We start from the raw sequence: 19,956 nt of genomic DNA on the forward strand, positions 1-19,956 counted from the left end.
TAGCGGCGATTATCTTCGGTATTGTTGGTTTATTTGTTGGCATAACACAGTCGAACAAGAAGCGTCAGTCAATAAGCGTTTAAAATCACATACCCGATAAAATATTCAAAAGTGGCCGATCATGACTTTGATGACGACCTTTTTCTTGTAAATCTGAGTTCAAGTCAATAACGAAACGGTTGAGTGATTAACTTATCCAAACGTTGTTCTTGATAATCACGAATTTCAGGCACGCCTATCACCATATTTTTATGCCCTAGCTCTGGCTGTGCGCGGTAAGTATTAAACCAGCGATCCCAAACGGACAGGAAAAATCCAAAATTCGAGTGAGTTTCTTTGACGATTATGGAGTGGTGTACGCGATGCATATCTGGTGTCACAACAAACTTACGGAGTATTGCGTCAATAGAAAGAGGCAGTTTAGCATTGCTGTGATTGAACATCGCACTTGCATTAAGTACGATCTCAAACACCACGATGGCAAAGGGTGAGACACCCATAGCAAACACAGCGGCGATTTTTACGATCATTGAAAGGATAATTTCAATCGGGTGGAAGCGCGTACTTGTTGTAACATCCACATCTAAATCTGCGTGATGCATGCGATGGAGTTTCCACAATGGCTTGAAGCGATGAAACGAGAGATGTTGAAGGTAAATGATCAGATCGAGCAACATAATTGCAATAAAGGTGGCTAGCCAATCGGGTAAAGCAAGCTGGTGTAATAAACCCCATTGTTTATCGTTGGCAATAATGGCAGCTTGAAACGCCACCATTGGCATGAGTAAAATAATGGTCGCGCTATTTAACGCAGCTAAAGAAAGGTTGTTGATCCAGCGAAACCAGCGCGGCACAGTGAGCACTCTTCTAGGCAGTTTGTTTTCCCAAATCGTACAAAGTAGTAACACCGCAATAAAGATGCTAAGCCTAAACCAAGATGGGGCATTAATCACGAGTTCTGTCATTGGTTACTCCCTGTATCATTGTCCGACTGATATTGGCTAAGTTCATTGCCTTGAGGTTGCTAGGGGATAGAAGTAGAATCGCGCTCTACTTTTTAACTGGCATTTTTCATTCATGAGAATTCACGCTTTCCATCGTTTATACCAGTACCGTCAATCTATCTCAACAAAGCCGTTCAACGCTCGTGGTTGTAAAGTGGTTCGCTGCCCATATTGTCAGGTTTCTGAGTCATTTTGTTTGTGCGATATTCAACCGAACATCGAATCTAATATCGCGTGTATGCTGATTGTATCGGAAAATGAAGTGTTCAAGCCAAGTAATACGGGCCGTCTTATTGCTGATACGATTCAAGAGACCTACGTGTATCAATGGAATCGTACGGAACCTTCTCAAGAAATGCTGGCGCTACTAAAGAACGACGCTTATCAACCTGTCGTTGTTTTCCCAGCAGACTATGTGGATGAACCCGAGCGTTTATTGGACGGTTTGAATCCAGAGCGTCTTAAGGTATCCGATGGCTCGGACAAAAAATGGTTGTTGATCTTCATCGATGGCAGTTGGCGAGAAGCGCGTAAGATCTTCCGCCGCTCAGAGTTTCTTAAATCTTTGCCTGTGCTTTCTATTGAGCCGGAATCACTGTCTGAATACATTATGCGTCGCTCAGACAATGAGCAGCATCTATCTACGGCAGAAGTGGCGACGTTAGTATTCAAACAAGCGGGAGAAGAGCAAGCTTCAGAGTGTTTGCAATTGTGGTTTGAAGCCTTCCGTGAAACCTACATGCTGACGAAAACACGCATTAAAACCGATCACACAAGACCACAGCTGAAACGTTTCAAGGAATGGGCGAAAATCGAGAGCTCACTCTAAGGAATGAACTTTTGTTGGTGGCTTGTTGTGCAACTGGCTTGAACGAGAGGATAAATCTGGATTGGGTCACGGTTTGCAGGCGTACAGATATGGATAATGTTTAAAGTTTGACTCCATTAACTATTTTTTGGGAGTCGGTTGAGCATTTTAGGAGAGAATCGCATGTATTACGGCTTTGATGTCGGTGGCACTAAAATTGAGTTTGGTGCGTTTAACGAAAAACTTGAACGTGTCGCAACCGAGCGCGTACCAACACCAACAGATAACTACGATTTGTTAGTAGAAACCATTGCTGGCCTAGTAAACAAATACGATGCTGAGTTTAGTTGCGAAGGTAGAATTGGCCTAGGTCTTCCGGGTATGGAAGCTGCCGATGATGCAACGGTGCTTACGGTAAACGTACCTGCAGCGAAAGGCAAACCACTTCGCGCCGATCTTGAAGCGAAAATCGGTCGCTCAGTAAAAATTGAGAACGACGCGAACTGTTTCGCACTGTCTGAAGCATGGGACGAAGATCTTCAAAACGAACCATCAGTACTTGGACTGATACTCGGTACAGGTTTTGGTGGCGGCTTTATCTTTGAAGGTAAAGTGTTCTCTGGTCGTAACCACGTGGCAGGTGAGGTGGGCCATACTCGCCTTCCTCTTGACGCTTGGTTCCATCTTGGTGACAACGCTCCTTTGCTTGGGTGTGGTTGTGGCAAGAAAGGCTGTCTAGACAGCTACTTATCTGGTCGTGGTTTCGAGCTGCTTTATGCGCATTACTATGGTGAAGAGAAGAAGGCGATCGATATCATCAAAGCTCATGCAGAAGGCGAAGCAAAAGCTGTTGAGCATGTTGAACGCTTTATGGAGTTTCTTGCGATTTGCTTTGCGAACCTATTTACCGCGAATGACCCCCATGTAGTGGTATTAGGTGGGGGCCTATCTAACTTCGAACTGATTTATGAAGAGATGCCAAAACGCATTCCTAAGTACCTGCTTTCTGTAGCGAAATGTCCGAAGATCATCAAAGCGAAACACGGTGATTCTGGCGGCGTACGTGGCGCTGCGTTCCTAAACATTAAATAGATCGTCTGAGTTTTCGTTACGCGAAAACACATAAGACCAGCATTGAAAGCCTCATTCCCTGTTAAGGTGAAACGGGGCTTTTTATTTATAGAGAACGAACAAAAAGAACATGTATAAAAAAACTCGCGACGAATAGCGAGTTTTTGTTTTGGTCTGTGTAGCTTGGCTTATTTGTTCTTTTTACCAACGCCCAAGTTTTCTTTTTGAGCCAGAGTAATTTTAGTGAAGCCAAGCTTTCTAAAGTGGTTGTCACGGTAGTTACGTACCGCTTTTGTGTCAGAAATCGCTTCGATTTGCTGTTCCATCTTTAGGTATTCAGATATATCGATGCCTTCCGCTTCTGCTACCGCTTCATGAATATTGTGGTGCTGCTGGTAAGAGAACGTCAGTTCTTTGTCTTGATCTTTGTATGTATAAAGAATGGTGCGAGCCATAGCTGTCTCTCTGAAAGGTTTTCTGTGATAGACAAAGGTCAGACTCGCTGACCTTTGAATGCTGATTTTGGCTTAGATTCTGCCTTGAAGTGGAATAATTGTCACGCTTTCTCCCGCTTTTACTGTGTCGACAGCAGGGGAGATCTCGATAAGACAGTTTGCTTCACTCATAGAGCGCAGAATGCCTGAGCCTTGCTTTCCCGTTGTGCGAACCGTTAGGCGACCTGTTTCATCTAGCTCGTAGATACCGCGGCTAAATTCGGTACGACCTTGGCGAGAGCGTAGATTTTCTGTGGCAATGGCGCTGACTTTAAGTGGTTTCCAGCCTTGTTCGCCTTGCATCTTACGCAGCGCTGGCTCAACAAAGTTAATGAATGACACCATCACAGCCACAGGGTTACCTGGAAGACCAAAGAAAGGCTTGTTATTGATCTGGCCAAACGCCAGTGGGCGACCCGGACGCATATTGATGCGCCAGAAATCAATCTGACCAAGCTTGTCCAATGCAAGCTTGATGTAATCGGCATCGCCAACCGATACACCACCAGAGGTCATTACCACGTCTGCTTGTGAAGAGGCGTTTTCTAGCGCGTCAATCATTCGCTGTTCGTTGTCTTCTAGAATACCGAAATCCAAAATTTCACAGCCTAGTTTTTCCAGCATGCCCATAATGGTAAAACGGTTTGAATCGTAGATAGAGTTCGGCTTTTGCTCGGTTCCGGGCGCTTGAACTTCGTCACCGGTAGAGAATACCGCGACTTTCAACTTGCGGAATACATGCGCGTTACCAAAACCAAGAGACGCAATCATGCCCATCTCGGGAGAGGCGAGTCGAGTCCCTGCGGTAAACACGTTGCTACCAAATTCTAAGTCTTCACCCGCTTGGCGAACGTTTTGGCCCGCCTTAATACTCGCACCATTAAACGTGACCACATCACCGTCTTGCGAAGCTTGTTCACGCATTATTACAGTGTCGCCATTGATAGGCATTGGGGCACCTGTCATTATCTTCACCGCTTGACCAACTTCAAGAGCTTGGTCGTAAGCGTGACCTGCGAGTACTTCAGCAACCACTTGGTAGTTGTCGCGCTCAACGTCATCGCCACGGATCGCGTAACCGTCCATCGCTGAGTTGGTGTATTGCGGAACGTTCACAGGAGACACAACGTGGTCTGCTAGCACACGACCGTACGCATCTTCAATCTTGCATGCTTCTGTGTCTGTAACGGTATTAACCAAAGACAGGATCTTTTCTTGTCCTTGAACCACAGAAAGAAAAGCTGGTGAGAGTGTGTCGCAACAAGCGGCTTCTTTCTCTTTGATCTTTGGCGCATTCGCCGTTTGAACATATTGAAGAACGAACTGAGCGATGGCATCGAGATCGTTGATGTTCATTTGTGGCAGTTCAGAATCTAACGTGGCACTGTCTGATGCAACCGCGATGATGTTTTCATCATGCGGGTAAAGCCAAGGTTTGCCCACTTCTTCACGATGCAATTCGATTTTAGGAAAAGCAATGTTTTTGCAGCCCTCAACTAAAACCACATCGAGTTTATCTTGATCAAAGCGCGTCAGTAAGTAATCGAATTCTGATTCCGATTCAGGCGTTTCTGTCATTAAAGCATAACGGTTACGAGACGAGATCAGCATTTGTGATGCGCCGGCTTTGCGTAAGCGGTGGCTGTCTTTGCCTGGTTGGTCAACATCAAAGTTGTGGTGCGCGTGTTTCAGCATACCGATGCGAAGACCTGCATCGGTCAACTTTGGAAGTAATGCTTCAAGCAAAGTGGTTTTGCCTGTACCAGAGTAGGCAGCAAAACCGAGAATAGGGATGTTTAGCGTGTGTTTCATGATTCTAGTTGTCCAAATTGCGCCAGTTCTTCAGGAGTATTTAGGTTGACGAAACAGTTTGGCGAGTCGCTAAAGTCAACGTAACTGGTGTTGCACTCTTTGTAGAGTAGGATGATCTTACGATCGCCACGTTCTAAAAACTCAGTCAGTTTTGGCAGCACACGCTTGTTATACAGTGTAAAAACGGGCTGTTGGTAGTTGCCATCGTGTGCAACCAAAATGTCACTGTCTTCCTTCGCCGCTTGGCAGAAACGCTTAACCAAATCATCGTTTATGTATGGGCTATCACATGGCACAAAGCCAACCCATTCGGTTTCTGCGTGAACTAGGCCTGCGTGGATTCCTCCCATCGGACCAGGATAGTCTTTGAACTGATCGCTGAATACGACGCCAAATTTACGGTAAGCGTCGTGATTTCGGTTTGCATTGATTAGAATGCGTGACGTTTGCGGGGATAAACGTTCGATAACGTGTTCAATGAGTGGCTTCTGACTCAATTCAATCAGACCTTTATCTTTTCCACCCATACGGCTGGCTTGACCACCAGCCAAAATGACCCAACTAGTTTGTGTTGGCTGAAGCATATGCGTTCTCTTGGGATCTTTCTTTTGGTATGACATACAACAGTGGAGACTCTACCAAAGTCTTCTCTTTAATCCACCACTGTTTTTTACATAAATCCGTCAATGCGTTTGCTTGGTGACTTGTGATCACGAGGCTTGAACCACGATCAAGCAGATCTTTTGCCATGACCACAAGGCGTTCAATGGATTCTTGATCGAGAGAAGCACTCGGTTCGTCCATTAATAGGATCGATGGTTTTAGTATCCAAGCTCTCGCCATGGCAACGCGTTGCTTTTCCCCGCCAGATAAAACAGAAATATGTTCATCAGCTAAAGTTTCCAAGCCAACCATGCGTAATGCATTGATGACTTGTGCTCGTTTATCATTCGCGGTGTTTTGTTGATATTTCACGCCATAAACAACATTGTCATAGACAGTGCCATCGAATAGGTAAGGAGACTGATGGAGGTAAATAACATCGACACGGCCACTACGACGCGTCCATTTTTTTAACCAAGTATCTTTTGGGGCGACAACGTTACCCGTCGACGCTTTCAAGAGGCCTGCTAAGATTTTAAGTAGAGTCGTTTTACCAACGCCATTATCACCCTTTAGGTAAATCGCATCGTTTGGTCCAATCGCAAGTTCAGGGATGTGAAAAAGCACACGTTCCTTAAATCGCATGGACAATTGCTCGGCGGTTACTTTAATAGTCATAATACACCCTATATTGGGTTGAAGGCGAGTCGATTGCTTGCTTCATGTTCTTAGATAGCCTTTACCTCTCATGCTTGATAAGAGGAAGTTCAGCGCTAACGCTAACGATAGTAATACAATTCCGAGCGCGACGCCTTGTGCAAACGCACCTTTGCTGCTTTCCAATGCAATTGCAGTGGGTATATTTCGTGTCACACCCATAATGTTGCCTCCAATCATCATTGAGCAGCCAACCTCCGTTACGATGCGTGAAAACCCAGCAATGACCGCTGCCATAATAGGAAAGCGAGTCTCCCAGATCATAGTTGTAGCGATACGTGGCATAGATACGCCTAACGTAATGGCGGTTTCAACAACGCGGCGATCACTCGATTGCAACGCACCGTGCATCATCGACACTAGCACGGGGAAACAGATGATCATTTGACCCAATATCATGGCCTTCTGGGTGAACAGCATTTGCCAACCTCCCCAAGGGCCTGCGCGCGATAGCAACATGTAAAGCAATAAACCAATCACAACGGTCGGTACGGCTTGCAAGGTGTTTACGAGCGACAGCAAAAACCATTTACCACGAAAGTCGGTGTAGGCGAGAACGAAAGACACCAAGATTGATGGCAACACCACTAAAGATATTGCCGTAATAGAAACACTAAAGGAGACCGCAACGATCTCCCATAGGTCTGCATCAAAATTCACTAATAAGCGCAGGGCTTCTAGCGTCGTATCAGCAAGATTCATACTGCGTTATTGGCTCTCAGCATTTGCGACAAATAACGGTTTGCCATTTAGGCGGAAGCTATTAATTAGTTCCTGACCACGAGGGTTAACCAGCCAATCACTGAATGCTTTCGCACCTTGATAATTGATGGTTGGGTAACGCTCAGGATTCACCAAAATAACTTGGTATGGGTTGAACAGTGCTTTGTCCCCTTGGAATAAGATTACAAGATCCAACTTATTTTGATAAGCCAACCATGTACCACGGTCTGACATGGTGTAACCTTGCATCTCTGCGGCCATGTTTAGCGTTGGCCCCATACCTTGACCTACGCTGCGGTAGCCTCCAAAGCTAGGTTCCATTTTCGTTTGTGCCCAGATACCCAGTTCTTTTTTATGGGTACCTGAATCATCGCCACGAGAAATGAAGATCGCATCTTTATCAGCAATCTCTTTGAAAACCTCGAAGACCGTTTTGTCGTCGTTAACTTGAGCAGGATCCGATTTAGGGCCTACGATAACAAAATCGTTGTACATGAGTTTGCGCGGAAGTACTCCATAGCCGTTCTCAACAAACACGCTTTCTGCTTTTGGTGCGTGTGTGATTACTAAGTCAACGTCGCCGTTTTCACCCATTTTCAGCGCTTTACCAGTACCTGCTGCGATGATATCGACTTTGTAACCTGTGTCCTTTTCAAATTGTGGAAGTAAGTAATCTAAAAGACCAGAGTGGTAAGTACTGGTTGTCGTTGCCAGGCGAATATGTTCGCCTTCTTGAGCTGAAATAGCCGAGTAGCTTACAAGTGTGATTGACGTTGCGGCCAAAGTTAGCGCAATTTTATTCATTTTTGTTGTTTCCTTTCCAATGATTCTCTGTTTTCTATGGGTATGAGGAACATTCAGCTAGCGCTAGAGTGTCAAAGCGCGCTCAAATCACAAGCCACGTTAGAAGACGAGACTCCGCGATGGCAAAAAAGAAATTCGCATTCTCATATGGCTTTAAATCTTTATAGCAAACAAGCTAAGCAAACAAAATGCCAACATTTTATAATCTAAATATGTGCGAATTACGCTCGAATTGATGGACTTGTTTGCACTAAATCTTATGTTGGTACAAAATGTCTCACTCATTATAGAGCGTATCGTTTTAAAATTGGTACACTCTGTCCCATAAGATTCCAACTGGGGTAAATATGTCTACTCACTCCCATATTAGTACAAACCAACAATACAATGCTTTTTCAGTACTGGTTGTTGATGATGAATTGGGCATGCAAGCTATTCTTAAAAAGGCACTGGGCAAACTTTTTTCCCATGTCGATACCGTTGGCAGTATTGAAGAAGCCGAATCATTACGTAACTCACGTCACTATGATTTGATTCTATTGGACATCAACTTACCGGGACGTTCAGGAATTGAATGGGAAGAAGCGTTTGAAGATGATGACAAACGTGCAGACATCATCTTTATGACAGGTTATGCCGATCTGGAAACCGCCATTCGCGCCCTTCAACTTGGTGCTTCGGATTTTATTCTAAAACCGTTTAATCTTGAACAAATGTTGAAAGCGGTTGCTCGCTGTATGGATCGTCGTTTGAACGAACGCATGCAATATGCGATGAAGCGTGATTATCAACGTCATTATACTTCCGAAATCATCGGTGGCTCAGAAAAGACTCGTCAGCTTAAACAATTGATCACACAGTTTGCGCCTTCTCGTGCTTCGGTACTTATTGAAGGCGAGTCCGGGACTGGCAAAGAGTTGGTTGCCAGAGGCATTCACCAAGCCAGTGAACGCTCAGGACCTTTTGTACCACTAAATTGCGGAGCGATCGCTCCAGAGTTGTTAGAGAGTGAACTGTTTGGCCATACGTCTGGTGCATTTACAGGGGCGAAGAAGTCTCGGGAAGGTCTTTTCCGTGTTGCTAACGGAGGCACGCTATTTTTAGATGAAATTGGAGAAATGCCACTGTCGATGCAAGCTTCTTTGCTGCGCGTATTAGAGCAGCGAAGCATCCGTCCGGTTGGCTCTGAAAGAGAGGTCAGTATTGATGTTCGCATCGTTGCGGCTACCAATCGTAATCTTCAAGAAGAGGTTAATAAAGGTAACTTCCGTAGTGACTTGTATTACCGCTTAAACGTACTAAAGATAGAAGTCAGTCCGCTACGAGAGCGTAAAATGGATCTGCTAGAGCTTGTCCCTTATTTCAGCAATATGCTGACTGGTGAACTGGGTATGCAAGCGCCTAAATGGGCCCATGAAGACATGGAGGCTATGACTGAATATGAATGGCCAGGTAATATCCGTGAGCTTAAAAACTTGATCGAACGCTGCATTTTGTTAGGCAAACCTCCGGCGCACCATTGGCGTGAACTGAACGGTGGTCACGTACTTCCCAATGTTTCGGTTACCGTTTCCAACAGTGCGGAGTTACCAACGTTCAAAGAAAAGATAACGTTTACAGGAGAAGGTTATCCAAATAGTTGGACGCTCAAACAGGTAGAAAAAGCCCATATACAGCAACTGGTGAGTTTACACGAAGGCAATAAATCGGCGGCGGCTCGTGATTTGGGCGTAGCACGTAAAACGCTGGAACGTAAATACAAAGAGTGGGATGGCGAGGATGAGGATTATGCCGAATAACTCTTACTACACCGGCTTTTCAAAGTGGTCGCACCGTTTTAAAACGATGGTGCGCTATCGGTTGTTGATGCTGACGTCAGCGCCGATTTTTCTTACTTTGATCGCGTTGATTGGTATTACCGTTTATTGGTCTATTCATTACACTTGGCAAAATGCGTTGCTTGATGTGTCGGAGCGTCTTGGCGTTGCTAACAACAGCATCACTCTTTTACAGCAGAAACAAGCGAATTACGTAAATTCGTTTGCGGATTCATATGGTTTTCGAACACGGGTGAATCAGGGAATGCCAACGGCGCAATTACAAACTTGGGTAACGAAGCAGAAGCAACGCTATGATTTAGACTTTTTGTCATTCCAGCGTGTGAACTCTATTGAGAATAAAATGCGCTTTATGGATCTCACCAAACGTGAGTCGTTCTTTGATGTACTCGATAAATCAGAACTCGAGCGCCTCGACCCAGATTTAGCGAAGTGGGCTGAAGTTCCAATTTTAAGAAACGGTGAAGTTGAAGTTCGGGGTTTGGTTAGCCGTACGGTGATCCCAGTATATAACCAAGTGGGTGATTTAATCGGCTTTTTAGATGGCGGCATCTTACTAAATAACAGCACCGTTTTGGTTGATCAAATTCGCGATCTTATCTATCTGAGTGACAACGACTGGCTACGCCCTGTCGGCACGCTGACGGTTTTTCTTGACGATCTTCGCGTCAGTACCAATGTCCCTTTGGATAGCGATCAACGTTTGGGTCGTGCAATCGGTACGCGGGTCAGTTCGGAGGTTTACAACACCGTTTTAAGTGAAGGAAAGCAGTGGGTAGATCGAGCGTATGTCTATGACGCTTGGTACATCACGGCTTACCAGCCGATCAGAGACCAATACGACAATGTCATAGGCATGTTGTATACCGGCTATCTGATGTGGCCTTTCGTTAAAGCGTACATGACTAATATTGTTGAGATCAGCTTTATTACTATGTTGTTGTTGGTGGTGTCTGGGGTAATGGTTTATCGGGGGTCTAGGGAACTGTTTAATCCGATTGAGCACATTCATCGTGTAGTAAAGATGATTCAACTTGGAAAAGAAACGCGTATTGGTCCACTAGACCTTAATGACGAACATGAGTTGGCTCAATTGGCAAAGCAGTTTGATAATATGCTGGACTTGTTAAGGCAACAGAAAAATGAGCTTCAGTTTGCTGCAAATGAGTTGGAAAGGAAAGTACAGCAACGTACCGCGAGTTTAGAGGAGAAAACTGCGGAGTTAGAGCTGCACATTCAGTTACTTAACCAAACTAGGAATAAGCTAGTCGTACATGAAAAGCTCGCTGCATTAGGGGAGTTAACGGCCGGTATCGCTCATGAGATTAACAACCCAAGTGCCGTTATATTGGGTAACGTTGAGTTGATCCAGTTTGAACTGGGCGTCGAGGCTAAACGGGTTCAAGAAGAACTGGATGCGATACATACTCAGATTGACCGTATCCGAAACATTACTCGAAGTCTACTGCAATACAGTCGCCAAGGCGGCGTGCAAGATGAAATTACCTGGCAGCACATCAATCCAATTATTGATGAGAGTATCACTCTTGTAAAAACGGGCACAAAAAAACGCGATATTGAGTTTGTAACTGATCTACATGCGCATACTTCTGTTGAAGTGAACCGACATCACCTACTGCAAATTTTGGTCAATCTTCAAATGAATGCCATCCACGCAATGGATGGCAAAGGAACGCTGACGGTTGTCAGCGAAGATTGGATTGAAGATGGTGAGATAAAAGGCGCGGCGATTCATATCACTGACGAAGGCTGTGGCATTAAACCTGAGAACCTAAGGCGTATCTTCTCGCCGTTTTATACCACTAAGCGCGATGGAACAGGATTAGGGCTTTCGGTTTCACAAAGTATTCTTAGTCAAACCGGTGGTGAGCTAAAGGCTGAATCGGAATGGGGTAAGGGTAGTACATTCAGTATTTATCTCCCTAAGAAGGCTGAGTTACTGCTTGAAGTAACGAATATTGCCTAACATGGCTGTGGCAATAGACGTTTAGAAATCGTCACCTAACAAATCGCGTCGGTCACTCAAAGAAAAAGGGTCAGTGTTATCGCTGACCCTTTGTGTATCAACTTACTATGGTGGTTTGTTTAACTTAACCTGTATGCACCGCAATTTTTGGCGGGGTGATGCGGTGTTTCTTGAACTCATTCATGTCAACGTAGAAAGGAATCACCACCTGCATATCCAGTGCACCATAGTTACCACTGACCACCACTTCACTTAAAAAAATGGTGTTCGGCATCTTAATGATGTCATCGGTCAGCGCAAGCATGCGCAACGATCGCGCTCCATACATAACGTCGAATCGTTGAAAGACTCAAGGCACTCACTTCTTGGCTTGTGCTAAGGCTATTACGATAAGCAAACTCGAATATAAAGCTAATGGCGATAGAACCGCCTACAACCCACTAGTGAAGAAATAATGTTCATCATCGACTGAGCATTGTAATGCAGGCCAAAACGATTTCAATAGCGTTCAAAAGCCGCTATATGGGAAATAGAGACTTACCGTGATGTTTCAATTAAGGTGAAGCAGGGAAGTAAAAAACTGCCCTGTTGAATTGGCGTTACGAATTAAAATTTAACCGTGATTGAAGTTTGTCGAAGAATCGGCATCACTACCGTTGACCACTGGGTGCTTCTCAAAGAAATCAATACAATGCTGTAAATCAGCTAGCATTAGATTCGCAAGGTCTCGGCTGAAGCCATGACGAACCAAAATACGCATGATGACAAGATCTTCTCTATCAGCAGGCATTGCGTATGCCGCAATTTGCCATCCTCTTGAGCGAATTCGATCGGATAGATCATAGAGGTTAAAGCCTGGATTGACCCCTTTTTTGAGCGACCAACTCAATGCAGGTATTCCCCCCTTACCATTGTATATAATCTCAAACATACCCATCTTATTGATTTCTCCTGCAATATACTGTGCAGTGTCATAACAGGCTTGATGGATCTTAGTGTAACCCTCTCTACCAAGGCGTAGGAAATTGTAATATTGATCGACAATTTGGCCACCAGGGCGAGAGAAGTTTAACGCAAAAGTGGGCATATTGCCGCCGAGGTAGTTTACGTTAAAAATCAGATCGTTATGAAGTGACTCTGCATCTCGCCATACAACCCAACCGACGCCAAGTGGGGACAAACCAAACTTATGCCCAGAAGCATTAATCGATTTCACGCGTGGTAAGCGAAAATCCCAAGCCAAGTCTGGGTCACAAAATGGAGCCAGAAATGCGCCGCTTGCGCCATCGACATGGACTGGAATATCTAGGCCGGTTTCATGCTGAAGTTTGTCGAGAGCGTCACATACGTCCTTTACTGGCTCATACTCACAAGTAAACGTGACGCCAAGTGTAGGGACAACACCAATCGTATTTTCGTCACAGCGTTTAATGACCTCTTCAGGGGTCATAATGAGTCGTTCGCCTTCCATTGGAATTTCACGGAGTTCAATATCCCAATAACGAGCAAATTTGTGCCAGCAAACCTGAACAGGGCCACAAACCATATTTGGCTTGTCAGTCGGTTTACCCAGTTTTTTCATTTTCTCACGCCAAGCCCATTTTAATGCCATCCCGCCAAGCATGGCCGCCTCGCTGGATCCCGTTGTCGAGCATCCCATAGGATTGTCGGCGCTTGGCGAGTTCCATAAATCTGCGAGCATGTGTACGCAACGGGATTCAATTTCAGCAGTCTGCGGGTACTCATCTTTATCAATCATGTTTTTGTCGATGGACTCGTCCATTAATTTATGGATTTCCTCGTCAATCCAGGTCTGACAAAATGTGGCCAAGTTTTGTCGTGAATTACCGTCCATCATGAGTTCATCATGGACGATTTGATAAGCATGGGTTGCCGATTGCTCATCATCTGGAATTCGATATTTTGGCACTGAAATCGACAAGTCTTTCGATGAATAAACATCATCTTTCAGTGATCCCTTAAGAGTGGATTTTTTATGAAGAGCCATAGGAATTCCTTTTCATGAACGAAGCAATGGTTCGCGGATAAAAAGTAAAAAAATAGGTGCTAGATAGAAAATGAAAGAAATGAACGTTGGTACCGATAAAAGTAGCACCAAAATTCATTTCTTTTTGTATGGCATAAATTTTTTAAAATAGAAATAGCACTAAGGCATTAATCATTAACTTCTTTTTTTGCAATTTCACTGACCTTCGCTTGAGGCTGCTTTTGACAACCTTCAACAATATCGTCGATTTCTACAGGGTCGAGTTGATCAATCTCGGTGATACTGTGAGCCGACACAATGTAACCTACGGCAACGGGAATCACAGAATAGTCTTGCACTAGTAAAACGCTGCAATCCATGTCTGCAGCGTTGGTGTGATTGTCAGCAAGCACGGGTGTACCCATAAGAATGAACGATGCACTAATGGCCGAAGCTAAAACTTTCATATTTCACCTCAATATTAATGGTTTTGAGTTTAAACTCAGAAAAATTGTAGTCGGCATATGTGGGTTTGCAAATTCATGACGAAGATTCTTGGTGAGTTAATAAAGATAACAAAAGTTCGTGATGGTTCTGGATAAACATAGAGATACTAGGTCATTTAAAATGCGACAGAATTATTTGTATACAGAAAAATGAACTACACTTTAGCCAGTTAAATAAGCGTTTAGATTTCATAAGGAATTTGACAGTGAATGAATCGGTAAATAGTCGCAAGCATCTTAGTTTGTTTGGGTTCTTTGCCTTAAGCGCAACGATGGTGATGACGATTTATGAATATCCAACCTTTGCATCTTCAGGTGTTTCATTAGTCTTTTATTTTGTTGTTGCTGGGTTATTTTGCTTTCTTACTGTTGCATTGTGTGCCGCAGAAATGGCAAGGCTAGAGGGGGGTAAAGGCGGCGTCTACACTTGGGCAGGTAAGTCACACGGAGAGAAATGGGGGGGCTAATATGATTTCATGTGTCGCGCGTAGCACTTGGTATATCGTTTATTCCACCTGCGCAGTTAGGTGGAGGCAATGCATCTACCGCTTATTTACCGATTCTCGTTATAAGTTTTTCCGTAACCCTGTGGATCCCATTGTTGGTTTATAGAAGAATGAGAGAATTAATAATAGTGAAAACTGAACTGTATTTTAATATATGTCAAATTCTAAATTTGAATTTAACATATATTCTTTTTTAAAATCACTTTAATCATTAGGAGGTTATAGTGAAAAAATGGATTTTTGGTGTCATTATTATCGCTGTTCTTGCCTTCGGGAGTGTGATTGGTTTTAATTTGTTTGTGAACAACAAGATTAAAACGAAGATAGCAAACTTACCCGAACCTATATTTCCCGTAACGGTTGAGCAATTAAAACCTACGGTATGGGCTCAAAATATTAAAGCCATTGGATTTATTGAGCCATATCAAGGTGTTGATGTTTCGAATGAAGTCTCTGGAATCGTGACTAAAATTAATTTTGAAAACGGCGAACGCGTAAGTGCAAAGACAGTATTGGTTTCCTTAAATGATCAGGTACAACAAGCACAGTTAAAAGAACAACAGGTGCAATTGCCCTCTGTTAGAAATGACTATTTAAGGCTCAAAAAGCTCTATCGTGAAAAATCTGTCTCAGAACAAAGCCTACAAGCCGCAGAGGCGAAATATCAAGCCTTATTAGCGAACATCGAAAGTTTAAAAGCTAACATTGAGTTACGTAAAATTCGCGCGCCTTTTGATGGAAAGCTAGGTATTCGGAACATCAACCTTGGGCAATACGTATCTGTTGGTACTGATATTGTAAGACTCGAAGATTTATCTGTTATGCGAGTCAGGTTTAGCGTGCCTCAATCGAAAATTGGTCACTTAAAGATAGGGCAGCGAATCTTGCTGAGTGTTGAGTCTTATCCAGGGAAAACCTATGAGGGAAAAATCAACGCGATAGAACCAGTAATTAATGACAAAACTGGCTTAGTTATGATTCAGGCAGAGATACCGAACGACGACAGAACCCTAATTGGCGGTATGTTCGCAGATGTGAATATTTCGTTAAGTGATCTAGAAAAACAATTTGTTGTTCCCCAAACATCCATTGTGTTTGCGCTTTACGGCAATTCCGTTTTTGTTGTAGAGAAAGATGGAAGTGACCATCGCGTCAAACAAATCACGGTTGAAGTGCTGCAGAGAGATGGAAATTTCGCGCTAATAAAGGGCGATTTAAAATTTGATCAACAAGTGGTCACAACAGGGATTTTGAATTTGGGCAACAACACAAAAGTGAATATTGTAGCAAACCCGATAAACACGCCAGATAAAATGCCTAAGCTTTAGGAGTGCGATCATGAATTTTACTGACATTTTCATTCATCGTCCCGTGATGGCTGCCTCACTGAGTGTCTTACTGCTTCTTTTAGGGCTCAATGCATTGAAAGATCTACAAGTTCGCCAGTACCCAGAAATGACAAACACAGTGATTACGGTGACAACTCCGTATCCAGGTGCAGACGCTGAGCTTATTGAGGGGTTTATAACACAACCTTTAGAGCAGGCGTTATCGCAAGTTGATAATTTAGATTTTATGACATCAACGAGTCAACTTGGTTCTTCTACTATAACATTGAACATGATGTTGAACACAAGCCCGGAAGAAGCATTATCTAGCGTACTATCTCAAATTAATTCTGTTTCTAATCAACTTCCTAGAGAGGCCTATAATCCATCGGTAACCTCTTCAACCGGCTCAACAACGTCGATCATGTACATATCGTTTTATAGTAGTGAATTGAATTCGAGCCAAATAGTAGACTACCTCGAAAGGGTGGTTAACCCACAGATATCGACTGTCAATGGGGTGTCAAACATTCAGATGATGGGGGGAACGCCATTTGCTCTTAGAATTTGGCCCGATCCAGAGAAATTGGGGCAATTTAACCTTACCACCAGTGATTTGGTTAATGTGCTTCAGCAAAATAATTATCAGTCAGCGGTGGGTCAGTTCAATAGTTATTTGACCATCTTAAATGGCACGATCGATACCCAAGTTGATACCGTTGATGGTTTGAAGAGCCTCGTTATTGAAAGCAGTGATGGGCAAGTGGTTCAACTGCAAGACGTTGCGGACGTTACTCTTGGTAAAAGCAGTGATGGAACCAGGGCGTTGGCGAACGGTAAAGAGGCCGTTATCATTGGTATCAACGCAACGCCAACAGCAAACCCACTAGATGTCGCTCAAGGTGTCCGCACACAATTTAAATCCATTGAAAAGAACTTACCCAATACTATTCAGTCGACATTGATTTATGACTCAACCTTAGCAATTACAGACTCAATCAATGAAGTGATAAAGACCATAGTAGAAGCGGCGTTGATTGTTGTCGTCGTTATTCTTTTGTTTCTAGGCTCTTTTCGTGCTGTGATTATTCCTATTGTCACCATACCGTTATCACTGATTGGTGTTATTGCTGTCATGCAAGCATTTGGGTTTACCTTGAACTTGATGACACTCCTTGCCATGGTACTGGCGATAGGACTTGTGGTTGACGATGCCATTGTGGTGGTTGAAAACGTCGAACGGCACATCAAAATGGGGGCGAACCCTTTTCAAGCGGCTTTAGTAGCGACAAGAGAAATTGCGGTTCCTGTTATTTCAATGACTATCACGCTGGCGGCGGTTTATGCTCCGATTGCACTAATGGGTGGCGTAACCGGCTCATTATTTAAAGAGTTCGCGCTTACGCTGGCTGGTGCGGTCGTTATATCTGGGTTTATAGCGTTAACACTCTCTCCAATGATGTGCTCTAAAATGCTCAAAGCCCACGCACAGCCAAGTAAGTTCGAATCCATGGTTGAAAGGGTGCTTGGAAAAATCACCGTCACGTACCAAAGAGTGCTGTTAACGGTATTAGAGCGTAAAGCCGCAGTGGTTTTATTTGCTTTGCTGGTGCTTGTGTCCCTGCCAATCATATTTAGTTTCATCCCATCCCAGTTAGCGCCAGATGAAGATCAGGGCGTTGCCGTCATTATCGGTTCAACACCATCGACATCGAATAACGATTATATTCAAGCAAACATGCAGCTAGTGAATGATGCTGTAACAAAACAACCTCAAGTTGAAGCATCACTGGCACTAATCGGCGTGCCTACCAGCAGTCAAGGTTTGGCGATTGCCCCGTTAATTCCTTGGAGTGAAAGAAACCTTAGCCAAAAAGAGATATCAGCCAACATAAACAAAGAAATAAAAAAAATACCAGGTATGAAAGCAACAACGTACCAAATGCCTTCATTACCAGGTGCTTCCGGAGGCTTACCGATTCAATTCGTTATTACCAGTCCAGCGAGTTTTGAGACGTTATATGCTATTGGTAACAAGCTGTTAGATAAAGCAAAAAAGAGCCCATTATTTGTTTACACTGATGTGAACCTTAAGTACGACTCGGGTTTGGTTCGTTTAAATGTCGATCGTGAGGCTGCAGGCGCTTATGGTGTGACGATGCAAGAAATTGGGGCAACACTCGGAACGATGATGGGAGGCGGTTACATTAATCGTGTCAATATCGATGGCCGTTCTTATGAAGTGATCCCTCAGGTCGAGCGTTCGTTTCGTGACAACCCAAGTCTCATCGAGGAGTTTTATGTAACTGCACAAAATGGAAGAGCAGTCCCACTTTCTAGTTTAGTCAGTTATACCGTTGAAGGGCAGGCAAAATCTCTGCCTCACTTTAACCAAATGAATTCGATTTCAATTGAAGCCGTCCCTGCACCCAACGTCGCGATGGGAGATGCGATTGCATTTTTTGAACAGTTGGCCACAACCGATCTTCCTACGGGATACAATTACAATTTTATGGGTGAATCTAGACAATTTGTTGAAGAGGGAAGCTCGCTCTATTTAACTTTTGCTTTAGCACTCGCGATCATATTTCTTGTATTAGCGAGTCAATTTGAAAGTGTGCGTGATCCTCTAGTGATAATGATCACCGTACCACTCGCCATTAGTGGGGCATTAATTGCGTTAGGTTGGACACATATATCAGGAGAGACCTCTCTCAATATTTACTCGCAGGTTGGTTTAATTACCTTAGTGGGTTTAATTACTAAACACGGCATTCTCATGTGTGAGGTCGCAAGAGAAGAGCAAATGTTCAAGGGGGCCTCAAAACATGATGCAATCTTGGAGGCTGCCACGATTCGATTGCGTCCTATCTTGATGACGACCTCGGCAATGATTGCCGGGTTAATACCACTTCTTTTTGCCACAGGAGCAGGGGCAGCCTCACGTTACAATATTGGGTTAGTTATCGTTGCTGGCCTTGCAGTCGGTACATTGTTTACTCTGTTCGTTCTTCCCGTCATGTACACTTATATCGCAAGTGAACATAAACAAAATATTTTGAAAGAAGAACAAATTGATGCTGATAGTATCGGTCTAATATCAAAACCGGAAGACACCTAGAAAGTAGGAACCCTATCGATGAATGTGCATTTACGTCTTTCTATTCGCTATATGTTGATGGGGTTGATTGCCTTTACATTAGGCTATTACATCAATCTCTGGATTTACCCTAGCACGGCTTTGTTAGGGGGAATGTGGTCTGTCATTTCAGGTGTGATTGTAATAGAGGCGGATAGTTGGAAGCAAAATCTAAGCACAGCGAAGAATCGATTAATTGGTTCATTTATTGGCGGCGTGATTGCAACGATTTATCTAGGGTTTATCCCATTTCATATCATAAGTTTTGCTTTGCTTATTGGACTTACCGTGTTTGTCTGCAGCTTATTCCACGTTACACAACATATTAAATTAGCGTGTGTGACATTCTCCGTCATCATTATTGTTTCGACTATGTCTGATGTAAATCCGTTTCAGAATGCGAGTATGCGATTTCTGGAAAGTGGCATTGGTATAGCGAGTGCGTTATTGGTTAGTAAACTTATGTCATTCTTTCCCGCTTCTACTAAATAATGGTTGTATATATACCCAAGTAACCTCGAGATGCCTGGGTATAGTGTAGTTATTATTAGCATTAGAGTAAGGGGTCTTGGTCGTTACTTATAGGCACGCTTAGGTCATCGTACCCTGAGTAGTCTTTTGTCGTTTCT

The 19,956-nt window shown here is 43.7% G+C and carries 17 protein-coding genes and 1 pseudogene; 8 read left to right on the forward strand and 10 right to left on the reverse strand.

Annotated features, from left to right (window positions below; translation table 11 throughout):
- Positions 1-164: 164 nt before the first annotated feature.
- The gene (locus ACVA54_RS05155; protein WP_119464236.1) at positions 165-965 is read right to left on the reverse strand and encodes a sterol desaturase family protein; all 801 of its coding nucleotides are present in this window, start codon (positions 963-965) and stop codon (positions 165-167) included.
- Between the two features lie 112 nt (positions 966-1,077).
- Between ACVA54_RS05155 and ACVA54_RS05160 the strand changes: the two genes are divergently transcribed.
- Together ACVA54_RS05160 and nagK are read left to right on the forward strand one after the other, a co-directional pair.
- Positions 1,078-1,833 carry a tRNA-uridine aminocarboxypropyltransferase gene (locus ACVA54_RS05160; RefSeq protein ID WP_099078014.1) on the forward strand — a complete coding sequence of 252 codons (756 nt, stop codon included), beginning with the start codon at positions 1,078-1,080 and terminating at the stop codon, positions 1,831-1,833.
- A 162-nt stretch (positions 1,834-1,995) separates the two neighbouring features.
- Positions 1,996-2,904 carry an N-acetylglucosamine kinase gene (gene nagK / locus ACVA54_RS05165; protein WP_099078013.1) on the forward strand — a complete coding sequence of 303 codons (909 nt, stop codon included), beginning with the start codon at positions 1,996-1,998 and terminating at the stop codon, positions 2,902-2,904.
- Between the two features lie 167 nt (positions 2,905-3,071).
- Here nagK and ACVA54_RS05170 read toward each other — a convergent pair whose 3' ends face one another.
- The 6 genes from ACVA54_RS05170 to ACVA54_RS05195 form a co-directional block, all read right to left on the reverse strand.
- Positions 3,072-3,338 (reverse strand): DUF2960 domain-containing protein, encoded by a 267-nt coding sequence (locus ACVA54_RS05170; protein ID WP_099078012.1) that lies wholly within the window; start codon positions 3,336-3,338, stop codon positions 3,072-3,074.
- A gap of 72 nt (positions 3,339-3,410) precedes the next feature.
- Positions 3,411-5,189, reverse strand: a complete 1,779-nt coding sequence (locus ACVA54_RS05175) for a bifunctional molybdopterin-guanine dinucleotide biosynthesis adaptor protein MobB/molybdopterin molybdotransferase MoeA (protein WP_099078011.1) — start codon at positions 5,187-5,189, stop codon at positions 3,411-3,413.
- Positions 5,186-5,773, reverse strand: coding sequence for a molybdenum cofactor guanylyltransferase MobA (gene mobA, locus ACVA54_RS05180; RefSeq protein WP_172438041.1), 588 nt, complete (start codon positions 5,771-5,773; stop codon positions 5,186-5,188). The genes ACVA54_RS05175 and mobA overlap by 4 nt, the downstream gene beginning before the upstream one ends.
- Complete coding sequence (locus ACVA54_RS05185; RefSeq protein WP_099078009.1) at positions 5,751-6,470, reverse strand: energy-coupling factor ABC transporter ATP-binding protein; 720 nt, start codon at positions 6,468-6,470, stop codon at positions 5,751-5,753. The genes mobA and ACVA54_RS05185 overlap by 23 nt, the downstream gene beginning before the upstream one ends.
- A 42-nt stretch (positions 6,471-6,512) precedes the next feature.
- Positions 6,513-7,211 carry an ABC transporter permease gene (locus ACVA54_RS05190; RefSeq protein ID WP_099078008.1) on the reverse strand — a complete coding sequence of 233 codons (699 nt, stop codon included), beginning with the start codon at positions 7,209-7,211 and terminating at the stop codon, positions 6,513-6,515.
- Positions 7,212-7,217: 6 nt separating this feature from the next.
- Positions 7,218-8,036, reverse strand: a complete 819-nt coding sequence (locus tag ACVA54_RS05195) for a substrate-binding domain-containing protein (RefSeq protein WP_119464240.1) — start codon at positions 8,034-8,036, stop codon at positions 7,218-7,220.
- Between the two features lie 347 nt (positions 8,037-8,383).
- Here ACVA54_RS05195 and ACVA54_RS05200 point away from each other — a divergent pair, with 347 nt between their 5' ends.
- Complete coding sequence (locus ACVA54_RS05200) at positions 8,384-9,835, forward strand: sigma-54-dependent transcriptional regulator (protein ID WP_099078006.1); 1,452 nt, start codon at positions 8,384-8,386, stop codon at positions 9,833-9,835.
- Entirely contained in the window at positions 9,825-11,861 is a 2,037-nt protein-coding gene (locus tag ACVA54_RS05205; RefSeq protein WP_446649443.1) for a sensor histidine kinase, read from the forward strand. Before ACVA54_RS05200 ends, ACVA54_RS05205 begins: the two co-directional genes overlap by 11 nt.
- Before the next feature lie 175 nt (positions 11,862-12,036).
- Here the strand turns inward: ACVA54_RS05205 and ACVA54_RS05210 are convergent.
- The 3 genes and pseudogenes from ACVA54_RS05210 to ACVA54_RS05220 all read right to left on the reverse strand — a co-directional run.
- Positions 12,037-12,192 (reverse strand): annotated as a pseudogene (locus ACVA54_RS05210) (mechanosensitive ion channel family protein); the annotation flags it as partial.
- A 282-nt stretch (positions 12,193-12,474) separates the two neighbouring features.
- The gene (locus tag ACVA54_RS05215; protein WP_446649444.1) at positions 12,475-13,869 is read right to left on the reverse strand and encodes a glutamate decarboxylase; all 1,395 of its coding nucleotides are present in this window, start codon (positions 13,867-13,869) and stop codon (positions 12,475-12,477) included.
- Between the two features lie 167 nt (positions 13,870-14,036).
- Positions 14,037-14,315 carry a hypothetical protein gene (locus tag ACVA54_RS05220; protein WP_099078003.1) on the reverse strand — a complete coding sequence of 93 codons (279 nt, stop codon included), beginning with the start codon at positions 14,313-14,315 and terminating at the stop codon, positions 14,037-14,039.
- A gap of 245 nt (positions 14,316-14,560) precedes the next feature.
- Here ACVA54_RS05220 and ACVA54_RS05225 point away from each other — a divergent pair, with 245 nt between their 5' ends.
- The 4 genes from ACVA54_RS05225 to ACVA54_RS05240 all read left to right on the forward strand — a co-directional run bounded on the left by ACVA54_RS05225 (position 14,561) and on the right by ACVA54_RS05240 (position 19,819).
- On the forward strand, positions 14,561-14,821 hold the full coding sequence (locus ACVA54_RS05225) for an amino acid permease (RefSeq protein WP_446649445.1): 261 nt from the start codon (positions 14,561-14,563) through the stop codon (positions 14,819-14,821).
- A gap of 263 nt (positions 14,822-15,084) precedes the next feature.
- Positions 15,085-16,188 carry an efflux RND transporter periplasmic adaptor subunit gene (locus ACVA54_RS05230; RefSeq protein ID WP_099078002.1) on the forward strand — a complete coding sequence of 368 codons (1,104 nt, stop codon included), beginning with the start codon at positions 15,085-15,087 and terminating at the stop codon, positions 16,186-16,188.
- Between the two features lie 10 nt (positions 16,189-16,198).
- On the forward strand, positions 16,199-19,309 hold the full coding sequence (locus ACVA54_RS05235) for an efflux RND transporter permease subunit (protein WP_119464244.1): 3,111 nt from the start codon (positions 16,199-16,201) through the stop codon (positions 19,307-19,309).
- Positions 19,310-19,327: 18 nt separating this feature from the next.
- Positions 19,328-19,819, forward strand: coding sequence for an FUSC family protein (locus ACVA54_RS05240; RefSeq protein WP_099078000.1), 492 nt, complete (start codon positions 19,328-19,330; stop codon positions 19,817-19,819).
- Positions 19,820-19,956 lie beyond the last annotated feature (137 nt).

The organism is Vibrio sp. PNB23_22_6 (genome assembly GCF_052877535.1).

Excerpts from the sequence above, each read along its gene's own strand:
- ACVA54_RS05195 (WP_119464240.1), bottom strand. The coding sequence starts at position 8,036 with ATGAATAAAATTGCGCTAACTTTGGCCGCAACGTCAATCACACTTGTA.
- ACVA54_RS05190 (WP_099078008.1), bottom strand. The coding sequence starts at position 7,211 with ATGAATCTTGCTGATACGACGCTAGAAGCCCTGCGCTTATTAGTGAAT.
- ACVA54_RS05175 (WP_099078011.1), bottom strand. The coding sequence starts at position 5,189 with ATGAAACACACGCTAAACATCCCTATTCTCGGTTTTGCTGCCTACTCT.
- ACVA54_RS05155 (WP_119464236.1), bottom strand. The coding sequence starts at position 965 with ATGACAGAACTCGTGATTAATGCCCCATCTTGGTTTAGGCTTAGCATC.
- ACVA54_RS05185 (WP_099078009.1), bottom strand. The coding sequence starts at position 6,470 with ATGACTATTAAAGTAACCGCCGAGCAATTGTCCATGCGATTTAAGGAA.
- ACVA54_RS05240 (WP_099078000.1), top strand. The coding sequence starts at position 19,328 with ATGAATGTGCATTTACGTCTTTCTATTCGCTATATGTTGATGGGGTTG.
- ACVA54_RS05160 (WP_099078014.1), top strand. The coding sequence starts at position 1,078 with ATGAGAATTCACGCTTTCCATCGTTTATACCAGTACCGTCAATCTATC.
- ACVA54_RS05235 (WP_119464244.1), top strand. The coding sequence starts at position 16,199 with ATGAATTTTACTGACATTTTCATTCATCGTCCCGTGATGGCTGCCTCA.
- ACVA54_RS05200 (WP_099078006.1), top strand. The coding sequence starts at position 8,384 with ATGTCTACTCACTCCCATATTAGTACAAACCAACAATACAATGCTTTT.
- ACVA54_RS05170 (WP_099078012.1), bottom strand. The coding sequence starts at position 3,338 with ATGGCTCGCACCATTCTTTATACATACAAAGATCAAGACAAAGAACTG.
- nagK (WP_099078013.1), top strand. The coding sequence starts at position 1,996 with ATGTATTACGGCTTTGATGTCGGTGGCACTAAAATTGAGTTTGGTGCG.
- ACVA54_RS05220 (WP_099078003.1), bottom strand. The coding sequence starts at position 14,315 with ATGAAAGTTTTAGCTTCGGCCATTAGTGCATCGTTCATTCTTATGGGT.
- ACVA54_RS05205 (WP_446649443.1), top strand. The coding sequence starts at position 9,825 with ATGCCGAATAACTCTTACTACACCGGCTTTTCAAAGTGGTCGCACCGT.
- ACVA54_RS05215 (WP_446649444.1), bottom strand. The coding sequence starts at position 13,869 with ATGGCTCTTCATAAAAAATCCACTCTTAAGGGATCACTGAAAGATGAT.
- mobA (WP_172438041.1), bottom strand. The coding sequence starts at position 5,773 with ATGCTTCAGCCAACACAAACTAGTTGGGTCATTTTGGCTGGTGGTCAA.